13 protein-coding genes and 1 tRNA gene are annotated in these 16844 nt (G+C 68.2%); 6 read left to right on the top strand and 8 right to left on the bottom strand.

All coding sequences use genetic code 11. The annotated features are described in order from the left end of the window. Window positions 1-17: 17 nt before the first annotated feature. The 4 genes from ACK4SE_RS03465 to ACK4SE_RS03450 all read right to left on the bottom strand — a co-directional run bounded on the left by ACK4SE_RS03465 (window position 18) and on the right by ACK4SE_RS03450 (window position 5247). Window positions 18-3473, bottom strand: a complete 3456-nt coding sequence (locus ACK4SE_RS03465) for a TonB-dependent receptor (protein WP_409688820.1) — start codon at window positions 3471-3473, stop codon at window positions 18-20. A 101-nt stretch (window positions 3474-3574) separates the two neighbouring features. Next, on the bottom strand, window positions 3575-4525 hold the full coding sequence (locus tag ACK4SE_RS03460; protein WP_409688818.1) for a FecR family protein: 951 nt from the start codon (window positions 4523-4525) through the stop codon (window positions 3575-3577). Next, the gene (locus tag ACK4SE_RS03455) at window positions 4522-4998 is read right to left on the bottom strand and encodes an RNA polymerase sigma factor (RefSeq protein ID WP_409688816.1); all 477 of its coding nucleotides are present in this window, start codon (window positions 4996-4998) and stop codon (window positions 4522-4524) included. Before ACK4SE_RS03455 ends, ACK4SE_RS03460 begins: the two co-directional genes overlap by 4 nt. A gap of 173 nt (window positions 4999-5171) precedes the next feature. Next, window positions 5172-5247 (bottom strand) — tRNA-Lys (locus ACK4SE_RS03450). 117 nt (window positions 5248-5364) lie between these two features. Here ACK4SE_RS03450 and ACK4SE_RS03445 point away from each other — a divergent pair. Continuing rightward, entirely contained in the window at window positions 5365-5706 is a 342-nt protein-coding gene (locus ACK4SE_RS03445; RefSeq protein WP_409688814.1) for an Hpt domain-containing protein, read from the top strand. Between the two features lie 81 nt (window positions 5707-5787). Continuing rightward, entirely contained in the window at window positions 5788-7188 is a 1401-nt protein-coding gene (locus tag ACK4SE_RS03440) for a hypothetical protein (protein ID WP_409688812.1), read from the top strand. Window positions 7189-7470: 282 nt separating this feature from the next. Here ACK4SE_RS03440 and ACK4SE_RS03435 read toward each other — a convergent pair whose 3' ends face one another. Further along, window positions 7471-8211 (bottom strand): hypothetical protein, encoded by a 741-nt coding sequence (locus ACK4SE_RS03435; protein ID WP_409688810.1) that lies wholly within the window; start codon window positions 8209-8211, stop codon window positions 7471-7473. Between the two features lie 350 nt (window positions 8212-8561). Between ACK4SE_RS03435 and ACK4SE_RS03430 the strand changes: the two genes are divergently transcribed. Continuing rightward, window positions 8562-8927, top strand: coding sequence for a hypothetical protein (locus ACK4SE_RS03430; RefSeq protein ID WP_409688808.1), 366 nt, complete (start codon window positions 8562-8564; stop codon window positions 8925-8927). A 114-nt stretch (window positions 8928-9041) separates the two neighbouring features. On the opposite strand, the gene ACK4SE_RS03425 is transcribed toward ACK4SE_RS03430, so the two are convergent. Both ACK4SE_RS03425 and ACK4SE_RS03420 read right to left on the bottom strand, forming a co-directional pair. Continuing rightward, window positions 9042-9662 carry a hypothetical protein gene (locus tag ACK4SE_RS03425; protein WP_409688806.1) on the bottom strand — a complete coding sequence of 207 codons (621 nt, stop codon included), beginning with the start codon at window positions 9660-9662 and terminating at the stop codon, window positions 9042-9044. Between the two features lie 17 nt (window positions 9663-9679). Continuing rightward, window positions 9680-11083: a short-chain fatty acyl-CoA regulator family protein gene (locus ACK4SE_RS03420; protein ID WP_409688804.1), complete on the bottom strand. Its 1404-nt coding sequence runs from the start codon at window positions 11081-11083 to the stop codon at window positions 9680-9682. A 157-nt stretch (window positions 11084-11240) separates the two neighbouring features. Between ACK4SE_RS03420 and aceA the strand changes: the two genes are divergently transcribed. The 3 genes from aceA to aceB all read left to right on the top strand — a co-directional run bounded on the left by aceA (window position 11241) and on the right by aceB (window position 14493). After that, window positions 11241-12524: an isocitrate lyase gene (gene aceA, locus ACK4SE_RS03415; protein ID WP_409688802.1), complete on the top strand. Its 1284-nt coding sequence runs from the start codon at window positions 11241-11243 to the stop codon at window positions 12522-12524. Between the two features lie 11 nt (window positions 12525-12535). Beyond that, window positions 12536-12745, top strand: a complete 210-nt coding sequence (locus ACK4SE_RS03410) for a hypothetical protein (RefSeq protein ID WP_021696737.1) — start codon at window positions 12536-12538, stop codon at window positions 12743-12745. 164 nt (window positions 12746-12909) lie between these two features. Beyond that, a complete protein-coding gene (gene aceB, locus ACK4SE_RS03405; protein ID WP_409688800.1) occupies window positions 12910-14493 on the top strand; it encodes a malate synthase A in 1584 nt (527 codons plus the stop codon). On the opposite strand, the gene ACK4SE_RS03400 is transcribed toward aceB, so the two are convergent. Next, window positions 14490-16775 carry an ATP-binding protein gene (locus ACK4SE_RS03400; RefSeq protein ID WP_409688798.1) on the bottom strand — a complete coding sequence of 762 codons (2286 nt, stop codon included), beginning with the start codon at window positions 16773-16775 and terminating at the stop codon, window positions 14490-14492. The two genes, aceB and ACK4SE_RS03400, sit on opposite strands and share 4 nt — an antisense overlap. Between the last annotated feature and the right edge of the window lie 69 nt (window positions 16776-16844).

Below are 16844 nucleotides of genomic sequence, written 5' to 3'. Positions count from 1 at the left end.
TTGGACCCGAACGACGATCAGAACGTCGCCGACAGGCCGATGCGCAGGCTGCGGCCGCCGAGATAGGTGGCGCGGGTGAAGAAGGTCGGAGCCCCCAGCTCGCCGCCGAAGGTCTGCTCCAGATTGGGGTCCGACGTGCCGTCGAGCAGGTCGTTGGCCTCCACATAGACGCGGAAGCTGCCGTAGCTCGGGCGCAGATAGTACTCGGCCCGGAAGTCGAGCGTCTCCACGCCTTCGGTGTAGACGCTGACGCCGCGCGGCTGGAACAGGGACAGCGCCCGCGACTGGTAGCCGTAGGCCAGCGTCGCATCGATATCGTACTTGTTGTAGGTCAGCGCCGCCGTGCCCGAGTGGGACGGCTGCTGTACGAACGGCAGGTCCGTGAAGGTGTAGACGTTGTCGGGCGCCGTCCCGTAGCTCCAGTTGTAGCGGTCGGCGCGCCTGCTGTCGGTCCAGGTGTGGTTCAGAAACACCCCCAACCCGCCCCAGATTCCCGGGAGGAAGTCGAACCGGCGCTCGGCCTGGAATTCGATGCCCCACAACTCGGCCACCTCGTCGCTGTTCACCGGGCTGCCGCCGGTGATGAAGGCCGAGGACGGATTGGCCGGATCAAAGTAGGGCGCCCCGTTGAAATAGGGATGATCCGGCAGGGTCACGGCCGCCAGGGTGGCGGGACCATTGGTGATGTTGTTCTGCAGCAGGTTGTCGATGCGCTTGTAGAAGGCGCTGATCTTGAAGATGCCGATGCCGGAATAGTACTCGGCGCTGAGGTCGAAATTGTCAGTGGTCGCCGGCTGCAGGTTGGGGTTGCCGCTGTTGATCTGCAGGATCGGCTTGACGCCTTCAGGTCCCGGGATGGGGAAGTTGATGAAGGAAATCCGCGTCTCGCTGGACAGCTGGCTGATCGCGGGCCGCGCCACCGACAGGAAGTAGCCGCCCCGGAAAATCAGGTCGTCGCTGTGGCGGTAGTTGAACAGCACCCGCGGCAGGAAATCTTCCGATACGGCCTCCTCGGTGACCAGCCGGGTGAACTCGTTCTGGAAAATGAAGTCCACTCCGAAGCCGCCGCCGTTCTCGGGCAGGATGGGACCTGTGTAGACCGGGAAGTTGAGGTTGGTCGCCTCCAGCCGGGTGTGATTGAAGCGGACGCCGCCGATGATCTCCAGCTTGCCGATGTCAATCCGCGCCTGCAGGTAGGCGGCGAAATTGGTCTCCTCGGTGTTCTCGTTGCCCTGGTCGGGATGGGGCGTGATCGGCGTGAGCGTGAGGCCCGACGGACCGCCCGCCAGCGTGCCCAGATTGTCGACGAAGCCCCGGAGGGCGTTTTCACTGAGGGTCGAGAAGCCCGGCTCGGACAGGCCGATCCGCGTCAGGTCCGACGGCACGAACTCCAGGCCCAGCGCGGAAACCGGAACGCCGCCGCCGATCTGACTGCGCGTCAGGTTGTTCTGGAACTCGGCGCGCTCGTAGAAGCCGCCCAGCTCCACATAGTTCAGCCAGCCGCCACGGCCCGAGGTCCAGCGCGCGCTGCCGCGGGCGGTGTAGCGGTCATTGCTGCCTTCGGAGTTGTCGATCTGGCCGCTGGCGTTTTCGATGACGAAGCCGGACGGGTCGTTTACCAGGGCCCAGCCCTGGCTGCTCAGCAGGGGCAAAGGGATTCCGCTGCCGCTGCGCGGGCCGAAGCCGGTATGGATCACGCCGGTCTGGGGATCGACGGCTTCAGGCAGGAACAGGCCCGCGCTGGCGTCGGTATCGGGCATGCGTAGCTGCATGCCGAAGCTGGCGGGACGCCGCTCCGTGCCGTGCGCATAGCCAACCAGATAGTTGAACTCGAACGCGCCGAGGTTGGTCCGGCCGTTGAGGCTGAAGGTGTCGGTGATCTTCCGGATGTCGCGGTCGTAGCTGTAGTTCTGCGAGCGCGAGATGCTCTCGTTTCCGGGGCTCAGGTCCAGCACCAGCTGCGGGTTCGTCTCGCCGGGGACGACCACATACTCGGCTGCGGTGGAGAAGGTGTCCGACAGGGAGAAGAAGTCGGTGCGCGTCTCGGCGTGCTGATAATCGAACTTCAGGCTGGTGTGGCCACCGATCCGCCATTCGGCCGAGAGCGTGCCGGCCAGGGTGTCGGTCTCGTCGTGATAGAAGCTGGTGACCAGCCCGCTTGGATAGGCCTGGTCCTCACCCGACAGGAACGGGAAGTTCAACAGCGGGTCGATGGCGTTGAAGTTGAGGGCAGGATTTCCACCGCCGTCGAGCGCCAGGGCGTCGAGCGGCAGATAGCGACCGAAGTTCATCCGGCCCCCGTTGCTGCCCGCGTCATAAGCGATCGAGCGCGTGCTCTGGGTGCGGTACTGGACCGAGGCGCTGACGCCGAAATTGTCGCCGAACGTGCGGGCGACCGTGCCCGAGACGAGGAAGTCGTCGCCGAAGTCATCGGGGGTGCGGTCCCCTTCCACCAGGAAGTTCGCATAGCGGCGCGGCCGATCCAGCGGCGACATGGTCTCGATCTCGATCAGTCCGCCGGTGCCGGCGCTGTCATGGCTGGGCAGCAGGGACTTGTTGATGGTGATCTGGCTGACGGAATCCGCCAGCAGGTTCGACAGGTCGGCCGAGCGGCCCACGCCGTTGCCGACCGGCAGGTTGAGGCCGTTGAACTGGATGGCGTTCATGTCGGGTTCCAGCCCTCGCACGATCACATTGGTGCCGTCGCCGGTCACCGAATTGCGCTGGAACGAGATGCCGGGGGCGCGGCGAAGCGCCTCGGAAAAGGTGGTGCCGGTAAAATTGCCCAGCTCGTCCGCCGAGATCACATCCGCGCTGTTCTCGGCTGTGCGCTGGAGATTGAGGGCGTTGGCGCGGGCGCTGCGCGAGCCGAAAATGACCAACTCATCGACCGCCGTGGCGTAGCCCTGGCCAAGCGTGAAGTTCTGCAGGTTCGAGCCGCCGGACGCGACGGTCACCGTCTCGACCAGAGGGGGGTAGCCCAGAAACGAGATCTCGACGGTGTAATCGCCCGCGGGAAGCGAGGAAAAACGAAAGCTGCCGGACTGATCGACGCTGGTGGTCTGGCCGGTCTCGACGATGCGCACCAGGGCGCCGTCGGGGCTACGGGCGGCGTCGGCGATCGCGACCTGGCCGACCAGCCCGCCCTGCCCGGCGCCTTGCCCCCCCGCAGCCGCGCTTACCACGAACGATCCGCCGCTGGTCACGCCCAGCCGCAGGCCCGACCCGCTCAGCATCGCGCGATAGGCGGCTTCGGGGGAGTAGCTGCCCTGCAGGGCCGGCGCGGTCTTGCCGCCCACCTGTTCGCTGGCGAACACGACATTGGTGTTGGTCTGGGCGGCTATGGCCCGGAGCGAAACCTCAAGCGGCTGCGCGGGCAGATCAAAAACGTAGAGGGCCTGGGCCTGCGCCTGGGCTGACAGAACGAGCGTGCTGGCGCTGACGGCCAGGGCCGCGAGAGTCCGTGAATACATATGTCCCCCTTGGGGAGCGCGATGCTTGGCTCCCACTAGGTAGACGACGTTTGGCCGCAAACCCGACACGGTTGCGACACAAAAAAATCACCGGCTCTTCATCACCGCTGCAGATGCAGGGTATCGCCCTCGCGTTGAACATCGAGGCCGTGCAGATCTGCGACGGCCTCGGCGAAGTCTGGCGCATTGGTCGTGAACACGCCGGATATGGGCAAGGCCGCCACCCGCGGGTCGTCGATTATCACCTGCGGCCCCCCGTACCGATTGAGCTCGGTGACCGCCTCGCCCAGGGGCGTGTCCCGGAAAACGGTCTGACCGCGTCGCCACGCGGTCGCCGCTTCCACCGAGGCCGACTCGATCCGGGTGGGGCCGGCCACCGGCTCGGTCAGGCGCTCGCCGGGCTGCAGCAGCATCGGCGTCTGCGGCGCGCCGCTCGCCCGCGCATCCGCCAGGGTGACCGCCACCTCGCCCTTGATGAGGGTGACGACCACCTCGTCCCGGGTTCGTCGGACCGTGAAGACCGTCCCCAGCGCCTCTATCCGGGTGTCGCCAGCGATCACCACGAAGGGGCGATCCGCGTCATGGGCGACCTCGAACATGGCCTCGCCCCGGTCGAGGGTGATGTGGCGCCGATCCGCGTTGTACTGGACGGCGACGCGGGTGTCGGTGTTCAGGGCGATGCGGCTGCCGTCCCCGAGGGTGGCCACCTGCTGCTCGCCGGGGCGGGTCACATAGTCGCCGGGACGGTCCAGCGCCCACCACAGGGCGCCGAGACCCAGCACCAGCGACGCGGCCATGGCCATCGCCGCCCGAAGTCGCGGCTGCGGCTCGGGCGCGGCGCGCAGGCGGGCTTCGTCCTCGCTGCTGCGGGCGGCGCGGGGCAGGATGGCCCAGATTTCACTGGCGCGCTCGAACGCCGCCGCATGGGCGGGGTCCTCGGCCAGCCAGGCGTCCAGGGCGTCGCGCGCGGCGTCTTCCTGGTCGCCATGGACCCGGGCCAGCCATGCGGCGGCCTCGGCCTCCACAGCGCGCGGGGAGGGGGCGCGGCTCACGACGACATCCTCCCGTTCATGAGGTGCAGGGTGGCGCGGGCCACCGCCTTCTCCACGGCGGCGACCGTCATCTCTTCCGACGCGGCGATCTCGGCGTAGCTCATGTTCTCGAGCCGCCGCTTCAACAGGATCCGGCGCGTGCGCTCGGGCAACTGGGCCAGATCGGCGGCCACCTGCTGCAGCCGCGCCCGGGCTTCCAGGATCCGGGCCGGGTCCGGCGCAGTGTCGGCGATCTCGTGCAGATCGGCGCCGTCGGCCATCGGCATGCGCCCGCGATGGCGCTGGCGGTCGATCGACAGGTTCACAGCCGCCCGGACCAGAAGCGCCTCCTGACTGCGGACCGCGTGGGCGCGCTGATATTGCTCCACTTTCAGAAACGCCTCGTGCACCAGATCATCCGCATCGTGATCGGCGATACCCTGCCGTATGACGGCGCGCCGTGCCTTCCTGAGAATGTCCGCGAGCGTCGCCATGGGTACCTGCCTTACTCACCAGACGTTCACGGGCGGAAAACCCGACATATGGCGTCGGTCGGGCGACCATTTGATCTCGTCAAGGCGTTCATAGCGGGCTGGAGCATGGACGCACAGCGCCCGGGGGGCGAAGCCGCGCTTTCCTGCGCCGTTGTCTTTGAAGGAGGGGCCGATGGTGGGTGATCACGGGCTCGAACCGTGGACCCGCTGATTAAGAGTCAGCTGCTCTACCAACTGAGCTAATCACCCGAACCATCGTGCGCCTCGCTGGACATGTCCGGCGAAGGGCGGACCACCTACTAGGTCGCGGATGCTTTCGCAAGGCTTTTGCGTGGGTCATGATGCCGGACGGGAATGGAGGGCGTGATGGCGAGGCGGGATCTGAGCGGGGCGGTGGATTTCTCGGTGCTGGAGCGGACCACCGGCGGGGACGACGGCGTGTCCGAGGAGGTGCTGGCCCTGTTCGCGGAACAGGCGGCGATCTGGGCCCCCATGCTGGAGCCGGGCACCGACGGCTGGCGGGACGCGGCCCACACCTTGCGCGGGGCGGCGGGGGGCATCGGGGCCGGCGACCTGGCCCGCGCCTGCGCCGAGGCGGAGGCCGGGGAGGGCGCCGGGCTGGGCCGGGTGCGCAACGAACTGGACCGGGCGCTGGCGGACGTGGCGGCATGGCGCCATGAGCTGATGCTGCGGTCGCTGAAGGGCTGATCCGGTCGCGCAAATGACACAAGCTTAAGATGACGATGGGCGGCCCGGCCGGTATCGGTCGATGTCGTCCGGAGGCCGCCCATGACCATCGCCGTCCTGCTGTCCGCCATCGCCCTTGCGGCATCCTCGCCCGCGCCGTCGACGGAGACTGAGACCGGCCCCTCGGCGCGGATCGAGCGGGACGGGAACCGCTGGACCGTGACCTTTGAGCTGGACCGGGACGCCGCCGTCTGGGCCTTCGATCACTCGGCCGTGCAGCAGAACAACCGGGGTCCCTGGCGACCGGGACAGTGGCGGGTGGAGACGCCCGGCGTGGTGCTGGAGCGCGCTGGGCACCGGGACGTGCTGCGCGCCACGGACGGCGGGCCTGTGCCCCGTCAGGTGCGCATCGCCATCAGCCCCGTTCCCACGGCCATGGAAGCGTCCTACGCCCCGGCCCTGCTGTTCTCCGACGGCTCGGTGGCGCTGCACACCGAGCAGTATGAGCTGTTCCCGCTGGACGACGTGGAGGCCGCCGCCGCCCTGCCGCCCGATCTGACGGGGCTCGACCTGCCGGGCGGACCGGTGGCCATGACCTGGGTCGACGCCGCCGGGCCGGTGCTGTTTCAGGGCCTGCGCCAGACCGCGCCCGTGGCGACGGACGTGAACACCTATGTCCTGTTCGGCCCGCTGGAGGCGAGCGAAAGCCCGCATCTGGCCACGGTCATCGACCCGGCCCTGCCGGACTGGATCGGGCGCGCCATCGCCGACACGGCCCCGCGCTACGCCGCCTTCTATGCCGACCGTCTGGGGGAAGGACCGGAGGGCCGTCCCGCCGTCATGGCCAGCTGGAAGGCCCCCCCCCCGGGCATGACCAGCATGGGCGGCAGCGTCCTGCCTGGCCTGATCGCCGTGGCCTTCGAGGGCGAGGGCGTGCTGGAGCCGAGCGGGGGGGTAGCCGACATGTTCAACTGGTTCATCGCCCACGAAAGCGTCCACTTCTGGCTGGGCCACACCGTCAGCTACGCCTCGGGCCGGGACATGTGGATCACCGAGGGCGGGGCCGACCTGCTCGCCCTGCGTGCGGCTCAGGCGCTGGACCCGGCGTTTGATGCAGACGCCATGCTGCAGTCCGCCGTGGACGACTGCGCCGAACTGGCGGACCAGCCCATCCACACGGCGGCCGCGCGCAACGAGAACCGGGCCTATTACGCCTGCGGGGCGGTGTTCGGCATGCTGGCCGAAGCCGCGGCCCGGGAGCGCGGCGGCGACGCCTTCACCTTCGTGCGCGGCCTGATCGACGCCAATCGCGACGACGGGCTGCTGGACGGCGGCGAATGGCTGGCTGAGCTGACCCGGCTGAGCGGCGACCCGTCCATGGCCGCTGACATGGCGGTGATGCTGGAGGCGGGGACGGCGGACCCCGTGGCGATGATCGCCTCCCTGTTCCAGCGCGCGGGCGTGGCCCATGAGGTGCGCGACGGACGGGTGGTGCTGCTTTAGGCGCAGCCACCTTGTCATCCCGGCCGGACCCCGGACTTGTTCCGGGGGGAGAGCCCGCGTCCTTGTCATCCCGGCCGGAGCGAAGCGGAGAGCCGGGACGGGCGGGCGCAATGATCCTGCCGCCCGGACAGCCGAAAGGCTGGGCCGGGCGAAGGGCGACGGCTGGCGTGGTGGAAGCGGTGGCCCGGATCGTCGCGGGGCGCCGTCCGGGCCGGTTCTGGAGGGTTGGCGTCCCGTCCCGTCCCGGATAGCGCCGTTGGCGCTTCCGGGATGACAAGGGGGTCATGGGGCGGGGCCTCCGTTGTTGGACTCCGGACGCGAAAAACAGTGCAATTGGAGTCTAATGGCGTCGGCCCCTGCCCGCCCGTCATTCCCCGGCTTGACCGGGGAATCCAGAGACGCGGGCGGGTGCGGCGCGGACTCGGCCCCTTCGGCGTGTCTGGACCCTCCGGTCAAGCCGGAGGGTGACGGGGAGGGGGCCTGGGCCGGGGATGCGGTGTTGGACTCCGAGGGCGAAAAACAGTGCAATTGGAGTCTAACGGCGTCCACTTGCGCCGGTTCGGCCTCGCGCAGGGCGGCGGCCTCGCGGTCCATGCGGGCGCGGCGTTCGGCGGCGGCTTCCTCGCGGATGCAGGGTTGCAGGTCCTTGTGCAGGCGCATCCAGCCCCGGGCCTCGATCAGGCGACCGGCGGCCACGGCGGCCTGAAGCATGGCCCAGGCCTTGTCGGCCATCTGCGCGGCGGTGAGGGGTGTCGCTGCTTCCATCCCGTCCCGGATAGCGCCTGGCGGCGCTTCCGGGATGACAAGGGGCTGGTTCTGCACCGCTGGTGCGGGAGTAGGCTCCGGGCGGCGCCAGCCTTGCTCGCCGGCGAGGCGCAGGAAGGTGGCGGTGCGGATGTCGTGACGGCGACAGACCGCCTCGGCCTCGGCCCCGGCCAGGTATTCGGTTCTGGCGGCAGACCAGCGGCGCGCGTCTCCGGTTGGGCGGCGGGGCGGCGCGGGGGGAATGGGGGTGGTGCTCATGCCGCCATTATCCGGCGCCCCGGAACAGTGCGGTGAAAAACAGGGTGTTTGAGGGGTGAAACCCTTGTGGGGAAAGGGATTGGCTTCGGAAAATGCGGGATTAAGGGGACAGTTTCCTTCTCCCCTTGAGGGAGAAGGTGGCCCGCGAAGCGGGTCGGATGAGGGGTGAGACACCGCTCTGTCCAACAACGCGCGGCTCCCCGCCTGAGGGCGACCCGGAGCGAAACCGGCTGACACCGGGATTCACCCCTCATCCGTCATGCTCCGCATGACACCTTCTCCCTCAAGGGGAGAAGGAGACTGCTGCCGGCCCCTAGCGGACGCTGTGGAGCGTCGGCATAGTCACGCTCATGCTCGCACAGGACGACGATGAACACCCCGTGCCGGAGGAGGTGCGGCCCAGATTTCGGGAGGTGATAGGCGCTTTCGTCACCGGCGATTTTCAGCTGTCGAGGCCTGTGCTCGACGGTGTTTCGCCGTTGGACGGGGATACCGCCCGGTTCATCAGGGAGCAGGTCGCCGCCTACGGGGACAATCTGGCATCACTACGGGACGAGGTCTGGCAGCGGTCGGCATATCGCTGGATGGACGGCCATTGGGAGTTCCTTATCGATCTCAGCACCGACCGGGAGCCCGTCAGCGACCTGGTTCTTCATGCCAGGCTCTTCGACGGTCCGAGCGGGCGCATTGAAGTCTGGTCGGTACACGTACCCTGAGTCCGCTTTCCACCCCGTGCGGACACCCGACGGGTCAGTTCCAGGCAATCCTCAGGAAGTCGGGGTTCTGGAAGCGGACGAACGACGGCTCCGACCGAGTGCGACCCTTCGAGTCTAGATTTCTTCAAGCGTGGCTGACTCGCAGAAGAACCATGTGTCCCCCGCCAGCCGAACAAGATACCGGCTTTCTGGATGACCCTGCGAGAGTTCGAATTGATGTCTCACGTTCTGCCGCTTGAGTTCGCTTTCAAGGAGTGAGCGCAGGCTATCGGGTCCGTGGGCCAGCATGAAGAAGGGCGAGTTCGAAAAATCGAGGAATGTGGAAAGTCGTGCCGAGCCATGAAGGAAATCCGGCACAGCCTTGATCCCTTTGGACTGCTCCACCCAGCGTTCAACGATATCGTATACGGCTAGGGGCTCCGGCAGGGGCTCGCTGCAATACAGCGAGAACGTCGCTGGCTGCGCCCAGTCGAGACTGTCTGAGTAAACGACCTCGAAGTTTCCAAGCGCCTCGTCGTCTTCCAGATCGAGCAGGGCCTCACCATCTAACGCGCCGCTAGAGATGCCAGAGAAGACCAGAACGGCGTCGCCATTGGACCAGGTTGGCTGCTCTTTCCACCAACCATAACCGCGAACTGTCAATCGCAGAGCGCCGCCGCTGAGCTCGGCTGCGGCAACCGTGCTCGGGTGCGAAAAGGTCTTGTCGTTGAGCAGGTCGAACAGGCTGTAGATCATCTCAGCACCTGAAGGGGTTACCCCGCCGCGAACGGATACGGGCTGACCGATTTGGCCCAGTCGTCGACGGTGAGGGGGCGGCCTTGCGGGGGTTCGGCGCGTTGGGGGCAGGGGTGGCGGTCGCACAGGCGGCAGGCGGGGCCGATGCCGGTGACTTCGGGGGCGTCGAGGGTGAGGCCGCGGGCGTGGATCAGGTGGTGGGCGTGCTTGAGCTCGCAGCCGAGGCCCACGGCCAGGTCGTGGTCGTGGGTTCCCTGTCGCGGGACGGTGCGGGCCAAAGTGAACCAGCGCTGGCCGTCGGGGGTCTCCACGATCTGGGTCAGGACGCGGCCGGGCGAGCCGAAGGCGTCGTGCAGGCGCCAGCGGGGGCAGCCGCCGCCGAACCGGGCGAAGGGGAAGGTGGACGAGGCGTAGCGCTTGGAGACATTGCCCGCCCGGTCCACGCGGATGAAGAAAAAGGGCACGCCGCGCGCCGTGGGCCGCGACAGGGTGGTCAGGCGGTGGGCCGCCTGTTCGAACGAGACGCCGAAGCGGGCGCACAGGCGGTCGAGGTCATAGCCGCTCTGTTCGGCCAGGGCCTGGAAGGCGCCGTAGGGCATGAGGATGGCGCCGGCCAGGGTGTTGGCCAGCGACACCTTGAGCAGGCGCGCCGACGCGGCGTCGGGCGGGGCGGCCTGATCCACCAGCGCCTGAAGCTCGCCGCCGTGCTCCATCAGGCCCAGCTGATAGGCCAGGGCGAAGGCGCGCGAGGCGGGGGACAGCACCTCGGAGATCAGCAGCCGCTTGCGGTGCGGGTCGAAGCGGCGGGTCCATTCCACCATCACATCGGCGGGCATGACGCGCACGCCCATGTCGTGGCGGGATTTCAGGCGCTCGCGGATCAGGGCCTCGGGGCCGGCGGTCTGCAGCGTGGCGGGGTCGGGCGCAAGATCATGGCTGAGCGCCTCGCCCATCAGGTCCAGCTCGGGGAAGTGGTTGCGGCGGGCCTGGATGTGGTCGCGGACCCAGTCGGCGGGGCTGGCGGTCTCGGCGGCCGGGGCGGCGGGGCGGCCCTGAGCCAGGGCGCGGTACAGGCGCACCACCGCGTCGGCGGCGCCGGGCAGGTCCTCGGCCAGCTGCAGGATCTCGTGTCGCGGGATGGGGATGCCCTGGAACAGGGGGTCGGCGAAGACCTCGGCCAGGGCCGCCTCGCCGCCGGGGCCGGTCTGGCCGCCGAAGGCCCGCAGGTCCACGTCATAGGTTTCCGCCAGTCGGAGCAGCAGTTGCGCCGAGACGGGGCGCTGGTTGCGCTCGATATGGTTCAGATAGCTGGGCGAGACCCCCAGATCCGCCGCCATGGCGGTCTGGGACAGGGCCAGTTCGCGCCGCAGCCGCTTGAGGCGTCCGCCCAGAAACAGTTTGCGGTCGGCATCATCGCTCATTCTGTCATGATGTCATGAAGTGACTGTCGAAAGCTAGTCATTATGTGACCAATAAGCGCGAAAGGCGGGCGTGCAGCCGGTGCAATCCGGGCGCTGCCGTGTTTCTTGGCCATCGACGCGGCGACGAGGCCGCTGGATCGGTTGTCGGAGACACATCATGACCACTTTCGCGGAACTGGTTCCGGGCGCCCCCGAGGGGCGGTTCGACGGGATCGAGCGTCCCTATGGCCCCGAAGAGGTGGAGCGCCTGCGCGGCTCCTTCCCCATCCAGCACACCCTGGCCGAGCGCGGCGCCAACCGCCTGTGGGCGCTGCTGCACACCGAGCCCTTCATCAACGCCCTGGGCGCCGTGACCGGCAATCAGGCCATGCAGATGGTCCGCGCGGGCCTGAAGGCCATCTATCTGTCCGGCTGGCAGGTGGCGGCGGACGCCAACACCGCCTCGGCCATGTACCCGGACCAGTCGCTGTACCCGGCCAATGCGGCGCCGGAGCTGTGCCGCCGCATCAACCGCACCCTGCAGCGCGCCGACCAGATCGAGCACGGCGAGGGCGGGGCGAAGCGCGACTGGTTCGCCCCCATCGTGGCCGACGCCGAGGCCGGCTTCGGCGGGCCGCTGAACAGCTTCGAGATCATGAAAGCCTTCATCGAGGCGGGCGCCGCGGGCGTGCACTTCGAGGACCAGCTGGCCTCGGAGAAGAAGTGCGGCCATCTGGGCGGCAAGGTGCTGATCCCGACCCAGGCCCATGAGCGCAACCTGATCGCCGCGCGCCTGGCCGCCGACGTGATGGGGGTTCCGACCCTGACCGTGGCCCGCACCGACGCCGAGTCGGCCCAGTTGATCACCTCGGACGTGGACGAGCGGGACCATCCCTTCATCGACCGCGAGGATCGCACGCCCGAGGGCTTCTTCCGTCTCAAGGCCGGCACAGGTCTGGACCACTGCATCGCGCGGGGGATGGCCTATGCGAAATACGCCGACCTGCTGTGGTGGGAGACCTCGCACCCGGATCTGGACGATGCGAAGCGGTTCGCCGAGGCGATCCAGAAGGAACACCCCGGCAAGCTGATGGCCTACAACTGCTCGCCGTCGTTCAACTGGGAAGCGAAGCTGGACAAGCCGACCATTGCGAAGTTCCAGCGCGAGCTGGGGGCCATGGGCTACAAGTTCCAGTTCGTGACCCTGGCCGGGTTCCACAGCCTGAACAACGGCATGTTCGAGCTGGCCTCCGGCTACCGCGCCCGCGGCATGGCGGCCTATTCCGAGCTGCAGCAGCGCGAGTTCGCCAATGAGGCCTCCGGCTACACCGCCACCCGGCACCAGCGGGAAGTGGGCACCGGCTATTTCGACCAGGTGGCCATGACCATCTCGTCGGGGAACTCGTCCACCACCGCCCTGAAGGATTCCACCGAGACCGCCCAGTTCGTGGCGGCGGAATAAGGAGCACTGCCATGACCGAGATCAGAAGCGCCGACGCCATCATCGACTTCTGTCTGGCCCCGCTGGGGCTGGACGGGGGCGGCGCGGCCGAGCGGGAGGTGCGCCACCGCATGGCCCATGTCATCAAGACCTATCAGGCGCGCATCCCCCAGCCGGTGGCCGTGGATTTCAACGCCATGCCGCCGCTGGTCATCAATGAAGCCGCGCACGGGTATGAGTAGATGACGTCAGTCTCCCTCCCCGTCCCGGGGAGGTGGCTGAGCCGAAGGCGAAGCGGGCGGGGGCGGCGAGGCGATGCAGCGTGTCTGTTTCGCCGGGCCCTCCCCACCCGGCCGCCGCTTCGCGACGACCGCCCTCCCCGGACGGGGAGGGAGAAGGAGATGCAATGCCGCTGGATTCCCTGACCGACCCCGCCATCCGCGTCACCGGCCCGATCGACGGCCGCGCGGGCGAGATCCTGACGCCGGAGGCGCTCGGGTTCGTGGCCGACCTGCACCGGCGCTTTGACGCCCGGCGGCTGGACCTGCTGGCTGAGCGGGCGGCGCGGCAGGCGCGCTTCGACGCGGGCGAGACGCCGGACTTCCGGCCCGACACCGCCGCCATCCGCGCGGGGGACTGGCGCGTCGGATCGATCCCGGCCGAGCTGCGCGACCGGCGGGTGGAGATCACCGGCCCGGTGGACCGCAAGATGGTCATCAACGCCCTGAACTCCGGGGCCAGGGTGTTCATGGCCGATTTCGAGGACGCCACCAGCCCCACATGGACCAATCAGGTGGAGGGGCAGATCAATCTCAAGGACCTGTGGGCGGGAACCCTGTCGTTCGATGATCCGAAGACCGGCAAGGCCTATCGCCTGAAGGACCAGCGCGCGGTGCTGAAGGTGCGCCCGCGCGGCTGGCACCTGCCGGAGCGGCACATGACCGTGGACGGCAAGCCGGTGTCGGGCGCCCTGTTCGACTTCGGCCTGTACGCCTTCCACAACGCGCAAGCGGCGACCACGGCCGGGTCGGGCCTGTGGTTCTATCTGCCCAAGCTGGAGACCATGGAGGAGGCGGCCCTGTGGGACGCCGTGTTCCGGCGGGCCCAGGACGCGCTTGGCCTGCCGGCGGGCAGCTTCAAGGCCACCATCCTGATCGAGACCATCACCGCCGCCTTCGAGATGGACGAGATCCTGCACGCCCTGAAGGACCACATCGTCGGTCTGAACTGCGGCCGCTGGGACTACATCTTCTCGACCATCAAGCGGCTGGGCGGCAATGCCGATTTCCTGACCCCGGACCGCTCGGCCATGACCATGGGGAACGCGTTCCTGAACGCCTATTCCCTCAAGCTGATCGATGCCTGCCACCGGCGCGGGGCGTTCGCCATGGGCGGCATGGCGGCGCAGATTCCGGTCAAGAACGACGAGGCCGCCAACACCGCCGCCTTCGCCAAGGTCAGGGCCGACAAGGAGCGCGAGGCCGGCAACGGCCACGACGGCACCTGGGTGGCGCACCCCGATCTGGTGCCCGTGGCCATGGAGGTGTTCGACCGCCTGATGCCCGGCCCGAACCAGCTTGACCGGCCGCTGTCAGGCCAGGACATCGGCCGCGACCGGCTGTTGGAAATCCATCAGGGACCGCGCACAGAGGCGGGCCTGCGCGAGAACATCCGCGTGGGCATTCTCTACACCGAGGCCTGGCTGGGCGGGCGCGGGGCGGTGCCGCTGTTCAACCTGATGGAAGACGCCGCCACCGCCGAGATCAGCCGCACCCAGGTGTGGCAGTGGCGCACGCTGTCAGCCCATCTGGACGACGGCCGGGTGGTGGACGAGGCGCTGGTGCGGGCCCTGATCGAGGACGAGATCCGGCGCATGCCCAGGGACCTGCCGCATCTGGAAGAGGCGGTGCGCCTGTTCACCGACCTGTGCCTGGCCGAGACCTGCGAGGAATTCCTGACCCTGCCGGCCTACGCGCGGCTGGAAAGCTAGGCGGCGCCCTCAAACAGAGCGTCGCAGCCGGCGGCCAGGTCGGTCACCAGCTCGATCAGGGCCTCGGCGCCGAAAGGCTTGGACAGGTGCCGGTCGGCGCCCGCCTCGCGCGCCGCGTCCATGTGTTCGGGCAGGGCGTTGGCGGTCAGCATCAACACCGGGGTGCGCGGGGCGCCCATGGCCGCCTCGTGCAGACGGATCTCGCGCGTGGCGGTCAGACCGTCCATGACCGGCATCTGCATGTCCATCAGCACCACGTCGAACTCGCCGTCGCGGAAGGTGGCCAGGGCCTGGGCCCCGTCCTCGACCATGACCAGTTCCACGTCGATCTGGGACAGCACCAGCTCCACCACCTTGCGGTTGGTGGGGTGATCGTCGGCGACCAGAACGCGGAGAGGGCGCCCCGTGGCCGCGTCGGCGTTTCTGTCCGGCGCGGCCTCCTGAACCGTCGCCGCGACCACGCGCAGGGGCAGGGTCAGGATGAAGGTGGAGCCGCCGCCGGGCTCGCTCTCGCAATCCAGATGTCCGTCCATCATGCCGGCCAGTTCGCGGCAGATGGCCAGTCCCAGACCGGTGCCGCCGAACTTGCGGGTGATGGCGCCGTCCGCCTGTTCGAACCGGCTGAACAGCCGGGCGCGGGCGGCGGAGTCGAAGCCGATGCCGGTGTCCTCGATCATGAACCGGAACACCGGGGCGCCGTCGGCGCCCTGACCGCGCGACACGGTCAGACTGACGAAGCCCTGGCTGGTGAATTTGACGGCGTTCGAGACCAGATTGGTCAGGATCTGCTTGAGACGCACCACGTCGCCGTCGACCCAGACCCGGGTTTCCGCCGGCGAATCCACGAAGAAGCGCAGACCCTTGTCCTCGGCCTGGGCGGAATAGAGCTGGGCCGCTTCGTTGACAGCCTTGTGCAGGTCGAAGGGCTCGGGGCGTAGCTCCAACCGTCCCGATTCCACCCGGGCCAGATCAAGGATGTCCGAGAGCAGGTGCTGCAGCGTCACGCCCGAGGAGCGGATCAGCGCCAGCATCTCCTGCTGGCGGTCGTTCATGGGCGTGCCGGACAGGGCCTGGGCCACGCCGATGACGCCGTTCAGCGGCGTGCGGATCTCGTGGCTCATATTGGCCAGGAATTCCGACTTGGCGCGGTTGGCCGCCTCGGCGGCGTCGCGGGCGGCGGCGAGGACCTCGGCGTCCCTTTTCAGATCGGTGATGTCGTTGACCAGGGTAACCACGCCGCCATCGGCGGTGCGGCGATCCTGGACCTTCAGCCAGCGGTCGTCGGAGGTTCTCTGCTCCATGGCGCAGGACAGATGGCTCCGTGCGGTCATGCGCTCGTCAAGCCATTCCACCTCGCGCCCTTCGGCTTCGGGATAGTGGCCCTTGTCGAGGCCAGTCTGGACGATTTCGCGGAAGGTGGCGCCCTGTTTGAGAATGTCGGCGATCTCGGGATTGATCTCGGCATAGCGGGCGTTCCAGATCACCAGCCGGTCCTCGGAGTCGTAGAAGGCGAGACCGTCGGGCATGGCGTCGATGGCCTCGCGCAGCTGGGTCAACATGCTGCTTCTCGACCAGAAATTCAGGGCTTCGACCACGGCGGCGGCGGTGATCAGAAAGGCGGTGAGGATCGCCGCGCTGATGGCCATGCGCGACCCTGCGTTCGCCTCAACCGCCGGGAGGCCCGGATCGAAGGTGATCTCTGCAGCGGCCATGCCGCTGAAGTGCAGACTGCAGATGCCCAGCACCGCCAGCAGGGAGGCGCCTGCCGTGCGGCGCCAGCCCTGACCCAGCACCAGCAAGGCCGCAGCCCACAGGATGCTGGAGGTGATGATGCCGCCGATCACCAGGCCGGCGTCCCAGGCGAGGACGCCCTGCAGGCTCACCGCCGCCATTCCGGTGTAGTGCATGGCCGCGACCGTGCTGCCGATCAGAACCCCGGCAACCAGGCGGCCCGCCGGCCAGCGAATGTGCGCCGCCACCAGCAGACCCGCCGCGACGCCCGAGGCGGCGATGATCAGGGACCCCATGGTGGTGAACAGATCATAGTCGAGCCGGGTGACGGACTGGTACGCCAGCATCCCCACGAAATGGGTGGTCCATACGGTCACGCCGCCCACCAGGCCGGCGATCAGCAGCACCAGGTCCCGTTCGCCGCGCTTGCGGTTCTGCGCCTGGTTGAACAGGCGCATACAGGTCGCGGTGCCCACCAGACACACGAAGACGGCCGCGATCAGCAGCCGCCAGTCATGCTCGGTCGCCAGACAGGTGAGCGTTTCGCGCACGGTTCCCCCGAAGTTCGTGCCTTTCTACGGTGAAGGTGTGAAAAAGGGCTGAAACCGCCGTTCGGAGTC

This window comes from Brevundimonas sp. (assembly GCF_046293315.1).
In the GTDB taxonomy this organism is placed as follows: Bacteria; Pseudomonadota; Alphaproteobacteria; order Caulobacterales; family Caulobacteraceae; genus Brevundimonas.
The sequence above is the reverse complement of the archived record's forward strand: the minus strand, read 5'-3'. Positions and strand labels throughout refer to the sequence as shown.